This is a genomic window from Pseudomonas sp. GCEP-101 (genome assembly GCF_025133575.1).
GTDB lineage: Bacteria > Pseudomonadota > Gammaproteobacteria > Pseudomonadales > Pseudomonadaceae > Pseudomonas > Pseudomonas nitroreducens_B.
Window position 1 is genome coordinate 551,801 of the sequence record NZ_CP104011.1, and the last position, 18,135, is coordinate 569,935.

Genomic DNA, 18,135 nt, shown 5'->3' on the forward strand with positions numbered 1-18,135 from the left:
CAGCCGCGTGCCCTGGCCTCCGCTGTCCGCCGCGCCCGCCTGTTCCCCGCCATGTTCGGCGTTGGCCTGAGCCTGGCCGGCACGCTGTTCGGCAGCCTCGCCCACGCCGCCGAAGAGCCGCCGAAGAATTTCGGCCTCGACATCAAGGTGACCGCCGAATCCGAGGATGACCGCGACCTGGGCACCGCCCGCGGCGGCGACCTCAACGGCATAGGCCTCGACCTGCGCCCCTGGGCGTTCGGCCAGTGGGGCGACTGGAGCGCTTACGTGATGGGCCAGGCGGTCGCCGCCACCGACACCATCCAGACCGACACCCTGCAGAACGACGACGTCAACAACACCAGCCGCGGCAGCAGCGACAACAAGCGCGAGCCCGACGACGCCTACCTCGCTCTGCGCGAGTTCTGGGTGGACTATGCCGGCCTCACTCAGTACCCCGGCGAGCACCTGCGCTTCGGTCGCCAGCGCCTGCGCGAAGACAGCGGCATGTGGCAGGACACCAACATCGAGGCCCTGAACTGGACCTTCGACACCACCCTGCTGCGCGCCCACCTCGGCGCCGCCCAGCGCTTCTCCGACTACCGCACCGACATCACCGACCTGGCGCCGGAAGACAAGGACCGCACCCACGTCTTCGGCGACATCTCCACGCAGTGGATGCCGCAGCACTGGGTCGGCCTGCGCGTGCACCATTCCGATGACAGCGGCAGCCTCCCGGACCCGGGCGACACCGTCGACTCGCTGGACAAGCGCTCCACCGGCGACCTCACCTGGGTCGGCATCGAGGCCAACGGCGACGGCTACAACTGGCGCTCGCAGATGCCCATCAACTACTGGGCCAGCGCCACCTGGCTGACCGGCAACCGCGACCGCCTGACCACCGCCCCGGTGAATGGCGAGCGCATCGCCACCGGCAAGCAGAGCGGCGACGTGGACGCCTACGGCGCCGACCTTGGCCTGCGCTGGAACATCGACGAGCAGTGGCGCGTCGGCGGTGCCTACGCCCGTGGCAGTGGCGGCGGCAAGAATGGCGAAGACCAGTTCGAACAGACCGGCCTTGAAAGCAACCGCTCCAACTTCACCGGCACCCGCGCCCGCGCGCACCGCTTCGGCGAGGCGTTCCGTGGCGAACTGTCGAACCTCGAAGCCGCCACCCTGTTCGGCTCCTGGCAGCTGCGCGACGACTACGACGCCAGCGTCATCTACAACAAGTTCCGCCGCGTGGACAGCGACTCGGACATCGGCAACAGCGGCATCACCGCTCCGCTGGTCAACGACTCCAAGGACATCGGCCAGGAAGTCGACCTGGTCGTCACCAAGTACTTCAAGCAGGGCCTGCTGCCGGCTTCGATGAGCCAGGCGATCGACGAGCCGTCGGCGCTGATCCGCTTCCGTGGCGGTGTGTTCAAGCCCGGTGACGCCTACGGCAGCCACGTCGACTCGACCATGCACCACGCCTTCGTCGACGTGATCTGGCACTTCTGAGGAGTATGGCGATGAACATTCTCACTCTATTACCCTCACCCCAACCCTCTCCCAGAGGGAGAGGGGGCTGTTCGGAGTCGCCGGCTTGCACGGCGCTCCGCCCAATGCCGGGGTGCTCCCTCTCCCTCCGGGAGAGGGCTGGGGTGAGGGAGCCGCAAGGCCTGCGCAAATCGACCGCCACGCCCTGGGCCGGCCTGCTGCTGGGCAGCGTACTGCTGGCCACCACTCCGGCCTGGGCGGCGCAGCCCGCGGCCAAGGCCGAAGCCAGCGCCGCCCAGGCCAAGAAGGCCGACGCCGCGAAAGCCGATAAGGCCGCCGAGGACGAGAGCGCCCCGGCCGAAGAACCGGGCCATACCCAGACGCTGAAGCAATCGGGCAACTACACGGTGACCGCGGCTCCGAGCGAGCCGCTGCACCTGGAGCCGCCCAAGCTGCCCGACCTCTCCGGCTACACCCCCGAGGCGGTGGAGAAGAAGATCGTGCGCAACAATCGCGGCAAGGCGCAGATCCAGCGCATGGTGCAGCAGCAGCCGCTGAAGGAGTTCACCGGCGGCAAGAACCGTCTCGGCGAATGGGTGAAGCGCCAGCGCCAGATGCCCAAGGCGATCTTCATCGAGGGCGGCTACGTCAACCTCACCGAGCTGGTCGGCAAGCTGCCCAAGAACGCTCTGGAGCAGACCGAGCCGGGCGTCTACGTCGCCCGCCTGCCTATCGTGGTCAGCCAGGGCGCGACCCTGGAGATCGACGGCAAGGTCAAGGAGCTGCGCCTGTCTCAGGATCGCGGATCGTTCCTGGTCAACGACGGCAAGCTGTTCGTGCGCGACACCAAGGTCACCGCCTGGAACGAGGCGAAGAACGAACCGGCCTGGTTCAAGGAGCCCAACGAGTTCCGCCCCTTCCTGATCTCCTGGGGCGGCGCCGAGGCCTACCTGGTCAACAGCCACTTCACGAGCTTCGGCTACAACGCGTCCAAGGCCTACGGCATCTCCATCTCGCAGTACAGCCCGGGCATGGACAAGACCATGAAGCGCCCGCGGCCCCAGGGCTGGGTGCTCAACTCCACCTTCGAGGACGCCTGGTACGGCTTCTACTGCTATGAAGCGGACGACCTGGTGGTGCGCGGCAACACCTACAAGAACAACGTGATCTACGGCATCGACCCGCACGACCGTTCGCACCGCCTGATCATCGCCGAGAACACCGTCTACGGGACCAAGAAGAAGCACGGCATCATCGTCTCCCGTGAGGTCAACGACAGCTGGATCATCCACAACAAGACCTACGACAACCACCTCTCCGGAATCGTCCTCGACCGTAATTCCGAGCGCAACCTGGTGGCCTACAACGAGGTGTACCGCAACCACTCCGACGGCATCACGCTCTACGAGTCGGGCGACAACCTCATCTACGGCAACCAGGTGCTGGCCAACCAGCGCCACGGCATCCGCGTGCGCAACAGCGTGAACATCCGGCTGTACGAGAACCTCGCGGCCGGCAACAAGCTGATCGGCGTCTACGGCCACATCAAGGACCTCTCCGACACCGACCGCAACATCGACCTCGACCCCTTCGATACCAAGGTCTCGCTGATCGTGGTCGGCGGCAAGCTGGCCGGCAACGGCTCCGGCCCGCTGTCGGTGGATTCGCCGCTGTCGCTGGAGCTCTACAAGGTGGCCATGCTCGGCCCGACCAAATCTTCCGGCATCTCCTTCAACGGCGTGCTCGGCGAGAAGCAGGACCAGATCCTGGACCTGCTGGTGCGCCAGCAACGCGCGGTGCTGATCGACCCCGTCGAAAGCCAGGCCGAACTGCAGAACTGAGGACCCGACTGTCATGAAGAACATCACCATCAACCTGCTGCGCCTGTCGGGCCTTTCCGCGGCCCTGCTGCTGGCCCACCAGGCGACCGCCGCCGACGCGCCGAGCTATACCGCTCAGCCGGCCGCCGGGCTGTGCCCGACCGCCGCCAACGATACGGCGTACAACACCAAGTACCTGGGCTTCTTCACCCACCTGGTGCCGGCCCAGGAAGACTGGCTTTTCCGCACCACCTACGACCTGCGCACCGACTTCGGCACCACGCCCGAAGGCTGGCGCGAGCTCAAGCAGCTGCGCGACGAACTCAAGCGCAAGGGCATCGACCTCGTCGTGGTCTACCAGCCCACCCGTGGCCTGGTGAACCGCGAGAAGCTCAACCCGCAGGAAAAGGCCAGCTTCAACTACGAGCTGGCGAAGAAGAACTACCAGGCGACCATCGCGCAGTTCCGCAAGGCCGGCATCTACACCCCGGACTTCTCGCCGCTGTTCGACGAGAAGGAAGAGCACCCCTACTACTTCAAGGGCGACCACCACTGGACCCCGTACGGCGCCATGCGCAGCGCGAAGATCGTGGCCGAGACGCTGAAGGAAATCCCCGCCTACAACGACATTCCCAAGAAGGAATTCGAGAGCAAGCGCGTGGGCCTGCTGTCCAAGCTGGGCACCTTCCACAAGGCTGCCGCGCAGCTGTGCGGCAGCAGCTACGCACCGCAGTACGTCGACCGCTTCGAGACCGAGCCGGTGGGCGATTCGGGCGGCGGCGACCTGTTCGGTGAAGGCGGCGATGCCCAGGTCGCGCTGGTGGGCACCTCCAACAGCGGCCCGGCGTACAACTTCGCCGGCTTCCTGGAGCAGTACGGCAAGGTCGACATCCTCAACAACGCCGTGTCCGGCGGCGGCTTCGACAGCTCCCTGCTGGCCTACATGACCAGCAAGGAATTCCACGACAAGCCGCCGAAGATCCTCATCTGGGAATTCGCCACCCACTACGACATGGCGCAGAAGAGCTTCTATCGCCAGGCCATGCCGCTGGTGGACAACGGCTGCGCCGACGGCAAGCCGGCCATCAGCCGCAAGGTCAAGCTGCACGCGGGCAGCAACGAGGTGCTGCTCAACAGCGGCGCCCTGCCGATCCGCTCGGGCAGCTACACCGCCGACGTCACCTATTCCGACCCCGGCATCCACGAGCTCAAGAACACCATCTGGTACATGAACGGCCGCCGCGAGCAGCTGAAGATCGAGCAGTCCAAGGCGGTGGATACCGGCGGACGCTACGTCTTCGAGCTGCGCAACGACGAGGACTGGTCGAACCAGCAGTTCCTCTCCCTGGAGATCGAGGCGCCGGAAGACATGCCGGCGGGCCTGGAAGTCGAGGCCAAGCTCTGTCAGACGCCCAAAGCCAAGTCGGCCGACGTGGCCGCCAACTAGGAGCCTGTTCAGGGTCTCGCCGAGCGCCGCGCAGGCAGACATCGAACAGGCTCAGACGTGAGGGAGTGAATTCCATGCCAAGCCTACGCAAGATCAAGACCCCCGTGGTCGCCCGCATCGGCCTGAGCGTCGCGGTGCTCGGCGCCCTGTTCGGTGGCGAGGCGACCACCTACGCCGCCGATCTGGTGCCGCCGCCGGGCTATTTCTCCGCCGTTGGCGACAAGGGCAGCAAGAAGGATTCCGACCGTTGCCCCACCCCGCCGACGCCCTATACCGGCAGCCTGCAGTTCACCAGCAAGTACAAGGGCTCGGACTCGGCGCGTGCCACCCTGAACGCGGATGCGGAGAAAGAATTCCGCAGCCAGATCAAGGACATCACCGACATGGAGCGCGGCGCCACCAAGCTCATCACCCAGTACATGCGCAGCGGCAACAAGGGTGACCTGGACTGCGCGATGACCTGGCTGGACAGCTGGGCGAAGGCCGGCGCGCTGGAGAGCAGCGACTACAACCACACCGGCAAGTCCATGCGCAAATGGGCGCTGGGCAGCCTGTCGTCGTCCTACATGCGCCTGAAGTTCTCCAGCAGCCGCCCGCTGGCCTCCTACACCGAGCAGTCGAAGGAGATCGAGAACTGGTTCAGCACCCTGGGCAGCCAGGTGGTGCGCGACTGGAGCGATCTGCCGCTGAAGAAGATCAACAACCACTCCTACTGGGCCGCCTGGTCGGTGATGTCCACCGCCGTGGTGACCAACCGCCGCGACCTGTTCGACTGGTCGGTGCAGGAGTTCAAGGTCGCCGCCAACCAGGTGGACGCCGACGGCTACCTGCCCAACGAACTCAAGCGCCGCCAGCGCGCGCTGTCGTACCACAACTACTCGCTGCCGCCGCTGACCATGATCGCCGCCTTCGCCCAGGTGAACGGCGTCGACCTGCGCCAGGAAAACAACGGCGCCCTGCAGCGCCTGGCCAACCGCGTGATGCAAGGCGTGGACGACCAGGAAGCGTTCGACGAGAAGACTGGCAACGACCAGGACATGGGCGACCTGAAGGAGAACAGCAAGTTCGCCTGGCTGGAACCCTACTGCGCGCTCTACAGCTGCGCGCCCAAGACCCAGGACTGGAAGAAGAAGATGGAGCCGTTCAACAGCTTCCGCCTGGGGGGTGAGGTGACCAAGGTTTTCAACCGTCAGGGGGCGGGGAGCTGAAGCCACACGGCAAGAGCCCCTCTCCCTAACCCTGGCTACGCGCCCCGCTCCGAAGGGAGAGGGGACTGTCCGAGCGATTGGGCAGCACTGAGGCGGCCGGCTGGCACGAAACAGCCGCCGGCACGGATGCCCCCTCTCCCTTCAGGGAGAGGGCTGGGGAGAGGGAACCCCTAACGCCGGAGCCCCGGCAAGCAACACCCCCGACCCGCGCAATAAAGACGCGGGCGGGCGCAGCAGATTGAGCACCACATGGGGAGGAATTGGCGGGTTGCCCCGGCCTTTCCTCAAGGCGTCGCGAAGACGCCGGAAGGTCCGGAGCCACTCAAGGTTTGAAGCTCCAGAGAGAGACGCGGAATGGTCTTTTCTTCCAACGTGTTCCTGTTCCTGTTCCTGCCGGTCTTCCTCGGCCTGTACTACCTGAGCGGGAACCGCTACCGGAACCTCCTGTTGCTGGTCGCCAGCTACATCTTCTACGCCTGGTGGCGGGTGGACTTCCTCCTGCTGTTCGCCGGCGTCACCGTATTCAACTACTGGATCGGCCTGCGCATCGGCGCCGCCGGCGTGCGCACCAAGGCCGCGCAGCGCTGGCTGATCCTCGGCGTGGTGGTCGACCTCTGCGTGCTGGGCTACTTCAAGTACGCCAACTTCGGCGTGGAGAGCCTCAACGAGATCATCACCTCGTTCGGCATGCAGCCCTTCGTGCTGACCCACATCCTGCTGCCGATCGGCATCAGCTTCTACACCTTCGAATCGATCAGCTACATCATCGACGTGTACCGCGGCGACACCCCGGCCACGCACAACCTGATCGACTTCGCGGCGTTCGTGGCGATCTTCCCGCACCTGATCGCCGGCCCAGTGCTGCGCTTCAAGGACCTGGTCGACCAGTTCAACCACCGCACCCACACCGTCGACAAGTTCGCCGAAGGCTGCACCCGCTTCATGCAGGGCTTCGTCAAGAAGGTGTTCATCGCCGACACCCTGGCGGCGGTGGCCGACCACTGCTTCGCCCTGCAGAACCCCACCACCGGCGACGCCTGGCTGGGCGCGCTGGCCTACACCGCGCAGCTGTACTTCGACTTCTCCGGCTACAGCGACATGGCCATCGGCCTGGGCCTGATGATGGGCTTCCGCTTCATGGAGAACTTCAACCAGCCCTACATCAGCCAGTCCATCACCGAGTTCTGGCGGCGCTGGCACATCAGCCTGTCCACCTGGCTGCGCGACTACCTGTACATCAGCCTGGGCGGCAACCGCGGCACCACCTTCCAGACCTACCGCAACCTGATCCTCACCATGCTGCTGGGCGGCCTGTGGCACGGCGCCAACGTCACCTACATCATCTGGGGCGCCTGGCACGGCGTGTGGCTGGCCATCGAGCGCGCCCTGGGCGTGAACGCCGCGCCGCGGGTGCTCAACCCGCTGAAGTGGGCCTTCACCTTCCTGCTGGTGATCATCGGCTGGGTGATCTTCCGCGCCGAGAACCTGCACGTGGCGGGGCGCATGTACGAAGCCATGTTCAGCTTCGGCGACTGGAAACTCTCCGAGCTAAACCGCGCCAGCCTCACCGGCCTGCAGGTCGGCACCCTGGTCATCGCCTACCTCGTGCTCGCCTTCTTCGGCCTGCGCCAGTTCTACAACCAACCAATGCAGAGCAAGGCGCCCAAAGCCGCGGCGAAGGCCGAAGCGGTTGACGCCGACGGCCCGGCCAGCGCCCAGCCGCGCACCCCGGCCATGGCCCAGCAGGACCCGGCGGCCATCGCCTATTCGCCCAGCGGCGCCGCCGTCTACCAGCCGCACTGGATGACCCAGCTGCCGGTGCTGGCCACCCGCGTCGCCCTGCTCCTGCTGTTCGCCGCCTCGGTGCTCAAGCTCTCGGCGCAGAGCTACTCGCCGTTCCTCTACTTCCAGTTCTGAGCGAGGCCATCATGACAGTAGAAACCAAGAGCATCGCCAAACCCCTCCAGTACGCCTACATCGCCGCGTTCGGCGGGATGTTGCTGGGCCTGGCCGGCTGGTCGCTGAAGTCGTTCCCCAGCTTCTCCGCCGCCGAAGGCACCACCGTGCTCAACGGCAAGCTGGCCCACGCCTTCGAAGGCCACTACGACGACGAATTCCCCATCAAGCGCCTGGGCACCAACCTCTGGGCCGCGCTGGACTACACCGTCTTCGACGAAGGCCGCCCGGGCGTGGTGATCGGCAAGGACGGCTGGCTGTTCACCGATGAAGAGTTCAAGCCCGCCCCCACCCAGCAGCAGCTCGAGGACAACTGGGCGCTGGTGCGTGGCGTACAGCAGGAGCTGGAACGCCGCGGCGTGAAGCTGGTGCTGGCGATCATCCCGGCCAAGACCCGCCTCTACCCCGAGTACGTCGGCAAGGAGCAACCGGCCGCCCTGCACGCGTCGCTGTACAACGACTTCCTGCAGCGCGCCCGCCAGGCCGGCATGGCCGCGCCGGAGCTGCTCGGCACGCTGGAGAAGGCCAAGGACAACGGCCAGGTGTTCCTGCGCACCGACACCCACTGGACCCCGCTGGGCGCCGAAGCCGTGGCCCAGCGCCTGGGCGAAAGCATCCGCGCCAGCGTCGGCTCCGACCTGCCGACCCAGAGCTTCGTCACCGAGGCGGGCAAGAGCGGCGCGCACAAGGGCGACCTGCTGACCTTCCTGCCGCTGGACCCGTTGTTCACCAACCTGCTGCCCCCCGAGGACCAGCTGGAACAGCGCGAGACCCATCCGGCCGAGGACGCCGCGTCCGCCGACAACGGTGGCGGCGACCTCTTCGGCGACAGCGCCCAGCCCCAGGTAGCGCTGGTCGGCACCAGCTACAGCGCCAACCCGCGCTGGAACTTCGCCGGCGCCCTCAAGCAGGCGCTCTCGGCGGATGTCATCAACTACGCCAAGGAGGGCAAGGGCCCCCTGGAACCCATGCTCGAACTCCTGCAGGACGAAGGCTTCAAGCAGAAGCCGGCGCAACTGCTGGTCTGGGAATTCCCCGAACGCTACCTGCCGATGCACAGCGACCTGAGCCAGTTCAACCCGGACTGGGTGGCGCAACTGCGGGCAGCGGGTGGCCGCGACGAACGCCTGGCATCCAACCAGGCCGCCGAACATTGATCCCACGAACCCACGGCGCACCGCGCGCTGAACAGGGCACCCCCCGTGCCCACATGAAAGAGAAGACGGAGGTACACCCCATGAACCGACTGAGCATTCGCACCCTGACGTCGTCCGCCCTGGCACTGGCCCTGGGCGCTGCATCCCTCGGCGCCTTCGCTGGCGGTGAAGGCGCGCTCTACGGCCCGCAGGCTCCCAAGGGCTCTTCCTTCGTTCGGGCCTACAACGCCGGCAGCGGCGAGCTGTCCGTCGCGGTCGGCAACGCCACCCTGAACGACATCTCGCCGCTGGGCTCCAGCGACTTCAAGTTCCTCCCGCCGGGCAACTACACCGCCAAGGTCGGCTCCCAGAGCCTGCCGGTGAAACTCGACCCGGACTCCTACTACACCCTCGTCAGCCAGCCCGGCGGCCAGCCGCGCCTGGTGCCCGAGCCGCCGTTCAAGAACAAGCAGAAGGCCCTGGTCCGCGTGCAGAACCTCAGCGGCAAGGCCCTCACCCTGAAGACCGCCGACGGCAAGACCGAAGTGGTCAGCAACGTCGCCCCGCAGAGCCACGGCGACCGCGAAATCAACCCGGTGAAGGTGAACCTGGCGCTGTTCGACGGCGCGAAGAAGGTCAGCGACCTCAAGCCGGTCACCCTCGAACGCGGCGAAGTGGTCTGCCTCTACGTCACCGGCGACGGCGCCAAGCTGAACCCGGTGTGGGTCAAGCGCCCGGTGAAGGCGGACTGAAGACTTGATGCGGATGGCGCGCTTCGCACTGGGGGCGAATCCCGCCCCTCTCCCCCACCCTCTCCCTGAACGGAGAGGGAGCCATCCGTGCGAACGAAAAGCTCAGTACTACCCGGCGAGCGGGGATGCCCCGCTTCGCTCCGAACAGTGCCCTCTCCCTTCAGGGAGAGGGCCAGGGAGAGGGCGCTGTGCAACCACTCCCAAGCCAAACAACAAGACCGGCCCCACACCGGCAGCAAGACCCGTGCGCCGCAACCACGGTCTGCACAGGAGAGGTCACCCAAACGGCACGTCGGCCCGCATGACGCGGTCCGGCCCACAGTACGCAAACGCTTTAGGAGAAACCCGATGATCCCAGTAATTCTTTCCGGTGGCAGCGGCTCGCGACTCTGGCCTCTTTCGCGCAAACAGTATCCCAAGCAGTTCCTGGCCCTGACCGGCGAACACACCCTGTTCCAGCAGACCCTCGAGCGCCTGGTGTTCGAAGGCATGGAACCGCCGGTGGTGGTGAGCAACCAGGAACACCGTTTCATCGTCCAGGAGCAGCTCGAAGCGCTGAACCTGAAAACCCAGTCGATTCTCCTCGAACCCTTCGGCCGCAACACCGCCCCGGCAGTCGCCATCGCCGCCATGAAGCTCTTGTCCGAAGGCCGTGACGAACTGCTGCTGATCCTCCCGGCCGACCATGTGATCGACGACCAGCGTGCCTTCCAGCGCGCCCTGGCCCTGGCCACCAACGCCGCCGAAAAAGGCGAGATGGTGCTCTTCGGCGTACCGGCCGACCGCCCGGAAACCGGCTACGGCTACATCAAGTCCGGTGACGAGCGCGGCCTGCCCGACGGCGTCATCCGCGTCGAACGCTTCATCGAGAAGCCCGACGAAGCCCGCGCCAAGCAGTTCGTCGAAGACGGCGGCTACTTCTGGAACAGCGGCATGTTCCTGTTCCGCGCCAGCCGCTTCCTGGAAGAGCTGAAGAAGCACGACGCCGACATCTACGACACCTGCCTGCTCGCCCTGGAGCGCAGCCAGCACGACGGCGACCTGATCAGCATCGACGCCGCCACCTTCGAGTGCTGCCCGGACAACTCCATCGACTACGCCGTGATGGAAAAGACCCGCCGCGCCTGCGTGGTCCCGCTCGCCGCCGGCTGGAACGATGTCGGCAGCTGGTCGTCGATCTGGGAAGTGCACGACAAGGACGCCGACGGCAACGTCACCATGGGCGACGTGGTCGTCCACGACAGCCACAACTGCCTGGTGCACGGCAACGGCAAGCTGGTGTCGGTGGTCGGCCTGGAAGACATCGTGGTGGTCGAGACCAAGGACGCCATGATGATCGCCCACAAGGACCGCGTGCAGGACGTCAAGAAGGTGGTCAACCAGCTCGACGCCGCCGGCCGCACCGAAACCCAGAACCACTGCCAGGTCTACCGTCCGTGGGGCTCCTACGACTCGGTGGACATGGGCGGCCGCTTCCAGGTCAAGCACATCACCGTCAAGCCCGGCGCACGCCTCTCGCTGCAGATGCACCACCACCGCGCCGAGCACTGGATCGTCGTTTCCGGCACCGCCCAGGTGACCTGTGACGACAAGACCTTCCTGCTCACCGAGAACCAGTCCACCTACATCCCGATCGCCTCGGTCCACCGCCTGGCCAACCCTGGCAAGATCCCGCTGGAGATCATCGAGGTGCAATCGGGCAGCTACCTGGGCGAGGACGACATCGAGCGTCTGGAAGACGTCTACGGCCGTACCACGGAAAACGTGGAAATCCAGGCCGTGGTGCGCTAAGCCCCAGGCCCCGGCGCTTTCCCCCATCGGCGCCAATGCCCCCGCCCCCTCTGGGTGCGGGGGCTTTTTTCTGGGCGCCGCACTGCCGTCGCACCACTTTCCTACGCGGTATCCAGCCCTTGCGCGCGAAAGCCCAGCGCCTTCGGATTTCCGCCCCCTCGACCGCTCCGGATACTCGGTGATTTTCCCGCCATCACAGCACCGGAGACTCACCCATGGGACGGATCACCCTCATCACCGCCGCCACCGACACCGCCACCCGGTTGACCGTGGAGGGAGGCGGCGAGGTCCTGGCCGAGCCACACATGAAATACATCCTCAAGTCGGTGGATGGCAGCCCCCTCAAGGAAGCCATTTCGGTCAAGCGCGAAGGCCAGAACCTGCAGCTGTTCGTCGATGACGAGAAACACCCCGACCTGACGCTGGCCAACTACTTCAGCCCCGGCATGGACGCGCAGCTCTACGGCATCGCCGACGATGGACAGCTCGCCGCCTACGCCTCCGCCCGGGACGATGGCGCCGGCGGCGCGCTGCAGTTGGGCGATGGCGAGCAGGTGCCGCTGGCCCTGGCCGGCGAAACCACCAGCGAGATCCCGGTGATCAGCCAGGCGCATGACTACAGCCCCAGCTTCGTGCCCTGGACCCTGGCGGCCGTCGCGGGCGGCGTCGGCGTGCTGGCTGCAAGCCGGCATTCCTCCGGCGGCTCCGGGTCGCACCAAGCGTCCAGCGGCCACGTCGAGCCACCGCAGGTGGCCATCAGCGGGCTGAGCGACGACACCTCGCACACGCCCCGACCGGAAATCCTCGGCAGCGGTACCGCGAACGCGACCATCAGCCTCTACGACGGCAAAGACCTGCTGGGCACTACCACGGTCAAGGCCGACGGCACCTGGCGCTTCACCCCGGAGCAGGACCTGTCGGCGGATAGCCACAGCCTCACCGCCACCGCCACGGACGCCGCGGGCCACACCAGCCCGCCGACCGCTCCCCTGGTGTTCACCGTCAGCGCCGATAATCTCGATCCGGAGCCGGAGCCGGAACCCCAGGTGCCAACCATTGAAGGCCCCGTGGCGGATGGCGGCAGCTCCGACGATGCCTCGCCCGTCCTGAGCGGGCATGCGCAGCCCGGTTCGGGCGTGACCATCTACGACAATGACGCGCTGCTGGGCAGCACCACCGCCGATGCCGATGGACGCTGGAGCTTCACGCCGGACTCGCCCCTGGCGCCGGGCGCGCACGCCTTCACCATCGACTCGAGCGACCACGATCACAGCACGATGCAGCCCTATCATCTGCAGATCACCCTGCCCGACGGCGGTACCAGCGAGGCAGACGACGCCAGCCACGGCCTCGGCGATCTGCTCTACGACGGTTCGAACGAGCTGTTTGGCGGCGATACCCACGCCGTCGATGCCGACGCCCAGACGAGCAGCGCAGAGCACCCGGCCACCAGCGCGGCCCTGGTGAACTGGGCGGCCAGTTCACTCCTGCCGTCGACCAGCCTCGAGACCGAGGTTCGATTGAGCCAGGGCTGACCATCCGCCGAAGCGACCTGACCCTCTGTAGGAGCGCGCGATGCGCGCGATCGCGGGCGTGGCCCGCTCCTACAGGGAAGCACCGGCGCCGGGCTGGTTCGCGAGCAAGCTCGCTCCTACTGCACGCATCGGCGCCCGCGCCACATCAACCCGCGCCACCCCGCCACCTGCTAAGGTAAAGCTCGATATCCCCCGCGGAGCGCTCCATGCTGTACGGCATCCTGCTGATCGTCACCTGGATCATCCTGTTGATTCGCTACCCGTCCCGCGCCCTGCCGATCTCCGGCGCCGGGTTGGTCGGGCTGGCCTCGGTGATCGCCGTCGCCATCTGGCAGGACAACAGCGACGCCCGCCAACTGCAGCACCTGGAACTGCGCATCGCCTACCAGCCCGACCAGTGCCAGCCCGGCCGCCCGCTGGCGGTCAGCCTGAAGAACGGCTCCTCGCGTCCGCTGCTGGAGCTGCGCTGGAAGGTCGCCGCCTACCGCCCTGGCGACACCACCGACCTCGCAGAAAACCTCTACGAGGCCCCGCGCTACCGCGGCCCCGGCGCCCTGCTGGCCGGCGATAGCTGGAGCGATTGCCTGCCGCTGCCGCCGCTGCGCCCCGGCTACCGCCCCAGCACCCTGGAATTCCGCGCCGAGCGCGTCAGCGGCCGCTTCGGCAACTGATTCACCTGCCCGGCACAATCCGGTACGGTAGTCCGCGCTCATCGCCCAAAGGACAGCCCGACCATGCCCCAACCCGTCGCCCTCATCACCGGTTGCTCCAGCGGTATCGGCCGCGCCCTTGCCGATGCCTTCCAGGCCGCCGGCTACCAGGTCTGGGCCACCGCCCGCCGCGACGAAGACGTCGCCGTCCTCGGCCAGGCGGGGTTCCGTGGCGTGCTGCTGGACGTCAACGACGAACCCGCCGTCGAGCGCCTCGCCGAGCTGCTGCAACGCGAAGCCGGTGGCCTGGATGTACTGATCAACAACGCCGGCTACGGCGCCATGGGCCCGCTGCTCGATGGGGGCAGCCAGGCGATCCGCCGGCAGTTCGAAACCAACGTGTTCGCCGTGGTCGGCGTCACCCGCGCGCTGTTCCCGGCGCTGCGCGCGCGCCGCGGCCTGGTGGTGAACATCGGCAGCGTGTCCGGCGTACTGGTCACCCCGTTCGCCGGCGCCTACTGTGCGTCGAAGGCCGCCGTGCATGCGCTGAACGACGCACTGCGCCTGGAACTGGCGCCCTTCGGCATCGAGGTGATGGAAGTACAGCCCGGGGCCATCGCCTCCAGCTTCGGCGCCAACGCCAGCCGCGAGATGGCCGCGGTGGTCAGCGAGCAGTCGCCCTGGTGGCCGCTGCGCTCGTTCATCCAGGCGCGTGCCGCCGCCTCCCAGGACAAGCCCACCCCCGCCAGCGACTTCGCCCGCGCGCTGCTGGCCGCCGCACAACGATCGCCGCGCCCGCGCCTGGTGCGCATCGGCAACGGCAGCCGCGCCCTGCCATTGCTGTCGCGCTGGTTGCCCACCGGCCTGCTGGACAGGGTGCTGAAGAAGCGCTTCGGCCTGGACGGGCAGCTCTGATGACAGTCCAGGTCCGCTACCTCGCCCTCGCCGGCATCCTCGCCGCCTTCTTCCTCAACGTCGTGGCGCGTGGGCTGCTGCGGGTTGGCGGGGTGCCGGCGACGCTGCTGGTGGCGGCCGTCATCGCCGCTGCCATGGCCGTCTGGTTCGCCCGGCGGCACAAACGCCTGGCGGAAACCGCCGAGCGCTGGCGGCTCACCGCGCTGTACGGCGGCGGGCTGGCCGTGCTCTACGCGCTGCTGGTGGGCATGGCGGCGTGGAAGAACACCCCGAGCCCGGCAGGACTGCTGATCTACGCGCTCAACTACCTGTGCTACCCGCTGTGCGTCTGGTGGTTCTTCCGCCCCGCGGTGCTCGCGCGCTTCCTCCCTGGCGAGCGGCGCTGAGCGGACTTCACGCTTTCTTCACCTGCTTTTCATCCGGACACAACCGTGCCCCGCCTAAGGTACCGCCAACCTTAGAGGAGCACCCATGTCCCTGCCCCCGATTCTCCGTGGCGCCATCGCCGCCGCCCTGCTGACATTCGGCCCGCTCGCCCTGGCCGCTGGCGAGACGCCGGCCGACTGGGCCAAGCCTGTGGATAAGTCGTTCAACCTCTACCAGATGTCGCCCACCCTGTACCGCAGCGCCCTGCCCGACAGCGCCGACCTGCCCGTGCTGCAGCGCCTGCAGGTGAAGACCGTGGTGAGCTTCATCAAGGACGACGACCGCGCCTGGATCGGCCAGCAAGGCATCGAGACGGTGAGCTTCCCCACCCACGCCGACCGCGTCGACGACGCCGACGTGCTCAAGGTGCTGCGCATCCTGCAGAAGGCCGAACAGGACGGCCCGGTGCTGATGCACTGCAAGCACGGCAGCGACCGCACCGGCCTGTTCTCGGCGATGTACCGCACCGTCATCCAGGGCTGGAGCAAGGAAGACGCGCTCAAGGAAATGACCGAAGCCGGTTTCGGCAGCGCCGATGACATGGACGATGCCATCGCCTACGTCAAGAAAGCCGACATCGGCAAACTGCAGCAGGCCCTGGCCAGCGGCGAATGCAGCACCTCGGCCTTCGCCGGCTGCCAGCTCAAGGGCTGGCTGGCGGACACCTTCGGCGAGCAGCGGCCGCTGCACCCGGCGCACTGATCCGCGCGACAGGTACACCGGCATGGCGAGAGTGCGCTAACGTGGGCGCACTCCCACCGCTTCCCAGGCTCGCCATGACCTCCTCCCGCTTCAGCGCCGTCACCCACACCCGCTACATCGACCACGCCGGCCTCGATGCCTTCTGCGCCGACTACGACGGCTTCCTGCTCGACCTCTGGGGCGTGCTGATCGACGGCGTGGACGTGTTCCCCGGCGCTCTCGACTGGCTCGCCCGCCGCGCCGCCGAAGGCAAGCCGGTGTGGTTCCTCAGCAACGCCTCGCGCAGCGTCCCGGAGATGGCCGATACCCTGGTGCGCCTGGGCGTCGCCCGCGAGCTGTTCGCCGGCATCACCACCTCCGGCCAATTGGCCATCGACGCCCTGACCCAGGAGCGCGAGTTCCAGCGCGGCGGTATCTACACCGTCGGCGTGGGCGATGCGCTGACCACCTGGCCCGCGGAAATCCGCGAGCGCTTCTGCGATGACATCCACGCCGCGTCGCTGATCCTGGGCGTCGGCAGCTTCCCGCAGGATGAGCTGGAAGAGCGCTTCGCCCCGCTGCGCGGCGCCACCGACAAACCGTTCCTGTGCGCCAATCCGGACCGCGTGGTGGTGTCCGGCGGCCAGACGGTGTTCGGCGCCGGCCGCCTGGCCGAGGCCTTCGCCGAGGAAGGCGGCAGCGTGCACTGGTACGGCAAGCCCGACCCGTCGGCCTTCCGCATCGCCCAGCGGCAACTGGAGGCGCGCGGCGCCAGGCACATCCTGTTCGTCGGCGACTCGCTGGTGACCGACGTGCCCGGCGCCCTCGCCGCGCGCATCGACACCCTCTGGCTGGCTGCCACCGGCATCCACCGCCAGGCGCTGGGCGTGCCGTTCAACGGCGCGCTGGACGCGCAGAAGACCAACGCGCTGCTCGATGGCTACCCAGTTCGTCCGCACTTTGCCGCGCCGGGGCTGGTCTGAGTTCAGGACAACCGCCTGAGCTCGACTGCCATGAACGAACTGATCGATCTGCTGCAATGGCCCGCCATGCTGGTGACCGTCCTCGCCGCCTGGCTGGTCGGTTCCCGTGACCGCAAGCGGCGCAAGGTGGGCTTCTGGGTATTCATCGCCAGCAACGCCCTGTGGATCGCCTGGGGCCTGCCGGCCAAGGCCTACGCGCTGGTGGTGCTGCAGCTGTGCCTGGCGGCGATGAACATCCGCGGCAGCTACAAGAACCGCCGACGCGAACAGAGCGACGCCTGACCATTTCTGTAGGAGCGAGCTTGCTCGCGATCCGCAAGGCACCGGAGCTGGGCTGTTCGCGAGCAAGCTCGCTCCTACGAAAGCACCCGTCCGCGCAAGGGGGGTATCCGCCGTCTCCGCGCGATCCGGGCTGAAAACGAAAACGGGAGCCGAAGCTCCCGTTTTCATTCATCCGATCCGATCACTGCGCCGCGGCAGGCGCGCCGTCGGAATGCTCCGCGTTGCGGCTTTCCGGGTTGACGATCACGGTGGCGGTGATCCCCGCCGCCAGCAGCACGCCCTCCGGCACCTCGTCGATGTGGATGCGCACCGGCACGCGCTGGGCCAGGCGTACCCAGTTGAAGGTCGGGTTCACGTCCGCCACCAGTTCGCGGCTTTCCGGGTTGTCGCGGTCGTAGATGGCGCGGGCGATGCTCTCGACGTGGCCCTTCAGGCGCTCGCCGCTCATCAGTTGCAGCTCGGCCGGGTCGCCGACGCGGATGTGCGGCAGCTTGGTCTCTTCGAAGTAGCCGTAGATCCAGTAGGAGCTCTCGTCCACCACGGCCATCTTCGCCTCGCCCACGCGGGCATAGTCGCCACGGTGCACGTTGAGGTTGGTCACGTAGCCGTCCACCGCGGCGCGCACCTGGGTGCGCTCCAGGTTCAGCTTGGCGGCGTCCAGCGCGGCGAGGGCCTGCTGGTAGTCGGCCTCGGAGGCGGCGGCGGTGTTGCTGGCGTCGTCCAGGCTCTCGCGGGAGACCACCTCCTCGTCCATGGCGCGGCGGCGCTTGGCGTTGAGCTGGCGCATCTGCAGGGTGGCCTTGCGCGAGGCGACTGCCGCCTCGGCCTGCTTCACGGCGATCTGGTAATGGTCAGGGTCGATCTGCATCAGCAAGTCGCCCTTCTTCACCCGCTGGTTGTCGCGCACCGGCACGTCGACCACCACGCCGGAGACGTCGGCGGCGACGTTGATGATGTCGGCGCGCACCCGGCCGTCGCGGGTCCAGGGCGTATCCATGTAGTTCACCCAGAGGGCACGGCCGATCAACGCGGCGACCGCCAGGATGATCAGGGTCGCCAGCAGGCTGATGATGGATTTGAGAGTCATGG

At 67.2% G+C, this 18,135-nt stretch carries 16 protein-coding genes; 15 read left to right on the forward strand and 1 reads right to left on the reverse strand.

Features of this window, described 5'->3' with window-relative positions; genetic code table 11:
- Positions 1 to 51 precede the first annotated feature (51 nt).
- From N0B71_RS02520 to N0B71_RS02590, 15 genes are all read left to right on the forward strand, one after another.
- Entirely contained in the window at positions 52 to 1,485 is a 1,434-nt protein-coding gene (locus N0B71_RS02520) for an alginate export family protein (protein ID WP_259759720.1), read from the forward strand.
- 104 nt (positions 1,486 to 1,589) lie between these two features.
- Positions 1,590 to 3,305, forward strand: a complete 1,716-nt coding sequence (algG, locus tag N0B71_RS02525) for a mannuronan 5-epimerase AlgG (protein ID WP_442964646.1) — start codon at positions 1,590 to 1,592, stop codon at positions 3,303 to 3,305.
- Between the two features lie 13 nt (positions 3,306 to 3,318).
- Positions 3,319 to 4,731 (forward strand): alginate O-acetyltransferase, encoded by a 1,413-nt coding sequence (locus tag N0B71_RS02530; protein ID WP_259757106.1) that lies wholly within the window; start codon positions 3,319 to 3,321, stop codon positions 4,729 to 4,731.
- A gap of 92 nt (positions 4,732 to 4,823) precedes the next feature.
- Complete coding sequence (locus tag N0B71_RS02535) at positions 4,824 to 5,939, forward strand: mannuronate-specific alginate lyase (protein WP_259759722.1); 1,116 nt, start codon at positions 4,824 to 4,826, stop codon at positions 5,937 to 5,939.
- A 354-nt stretch (positions 5,940 to 6,293) separates the two neighbouring features.
- Entirely contained in the window at positions 6,294 to 7,856 is a 1,563-nt protein-coding gene (locus tag N0B71_RS02540) for an MBOAT family O-acyltransferase (protein ID WP_259757107.1), read from the forward strand.
- Between the two features lie 11 nt (positions 7,857 to 7,867).
- Positions 7,868 to 9,052, forward strand: coding sequence for an alginate O-acetyltransferase (locus N0B71_RS02545; protein WP_259757110.1), 1,185 nt, complete (start codon positions 7,868 to 7,870; stop codon positions 9,050 to 9,052).
- 80 nt (positions 9,053 to 9,132) lie between these two features.
- Complete coding sequence (locus N0B71_RS02550; protein ID WP_259757111.1) at positions 9,133 to 9,783, forward strand: alginate O-acetyltransferase AlgF; 651 nt, start codon at positions 9,133 to 9,135, stop codon at positions 9,781 to 9,783.
- Between the two features lie 348 nt (positions 9,784 to 10,131).
- Entirely contained in the window at positions 10,132 to 11,574 is a 1,443-nt protein-coding gene (locus tag N0B71_RS02555) for a mannose-1-phosphate guanylyltransferase/mannose-6-phosphate isomerase (RefSeq protein WP_259757112.1), read from the forward strand.
- Positions 11,575 to 11,789: 215 nt separating this feature from the next.
- The gene (locus N0B71_RS02560; RefSeq protein WP_259757113.1) at positions 11,790 to 13,109 is read left to right on the forward strand and encodes an Ig-like domain-containing protein; all 1,320 of its coding nucleotides are present in this window, start codon (positions 11,790 to 11,792) and stop codon (positions 13,107 to 13,109) included.
- Between the two features lie 206 nt (positions 13,110 to 13,315).
- The gene (locus N0B71_RS02565; RefSeq protein ID WP_259757115.1) at positions 13,316 to 13,780 is read left to right on the forward strand and encodes a multidrug transporter; all 465 of its coding nucleotides are present in this window, start codon (positions 13,316 to 13,318) and stop codon (positions 13,778 to 13,780) included.
- Positions 13,781 to 13,843: 63 nt separating this feature from the next.
- Complete coding sequence (locus N0B71_RS02570; RefSeq protein WP_259757116.1) at positions 13,844 to 14,674, forward strand: SDR family oxidoreductase; 831 nt, start codon at positions 13,844 to 13,846, stop codon at positions 14,672 to 14,674.
- Entirely contained in the window at positions 14,674 to 15,060 is a 387-nt protein-coding gene (locus N0B71_RS02575) for a hypothetical protein (RefSeq protein ID WP_259757118.1), read from the forward strand. Before N0B71_RS02570 ends, N0B71_RS02575 begins: the two co-directional genes overlap by 1 nt.
- Positions 15,061 to 15,145: 85 nt before the next feature.
- Complete coding sequence (locus N0B71_RS02580) at positions 15,146 to 15,802, forward strand: dual specificity protein phosphatase family protein (RefSeq protein WP_259757119.1); 657 nt, start codon at positions 15,146 to 15,148, stop codon at positions 15,800 to 15,802.
- Positions 15,803 to 15,876: 74 nt separating this feature from the next.
- Complete coding sequence (locus N0B71_RS02585; RefSeq protein WP_259757121.1) at positions 15,877 to 16,764, forward strand: TIGR01459 family HAD-type hydrolase; 888 nt, start codon at positions 15,877 to 15,879, stop codon at positions 16,762 to 16,764.
- Positions 16,765 to 16,794: 30 nt separating this feature from the next.
- Positions 16,795 to 17,046 carry a hypothetical protein gene (locus N0B71_RS02590; protein WP_259757122.1) on the forward strand — a complete coding sequence of 84 codons (252 nt, stop codon included), beginning with the start codon at positions 16,795 to 16,797 and terminating at the stop codon, positions 17,044 to 17,046.
- Between the two features lie 181 nt (positions 17,047 to 17,227).
- Here N0B71_RS02590 and N0B71_RS02595 read toward each other — a convergent pair whose 3' ends face one another.
- Positions 17,228 to 18,133 carry an efflux RND transporter periplasmic adaptor subunit gene (locus N0B71_RS02595; protein WP_259757123.1) on the reverse strand — a complete coding sequence of 302 codons (906 nt, stop codon included), beginning with the start codon at positions 18,131 to 18,133 and terminating at the stop codon, positions 17,228 to 17,230.
- Positions 18,134 to 18,135 lie beyond the last annotated feature (2 nt).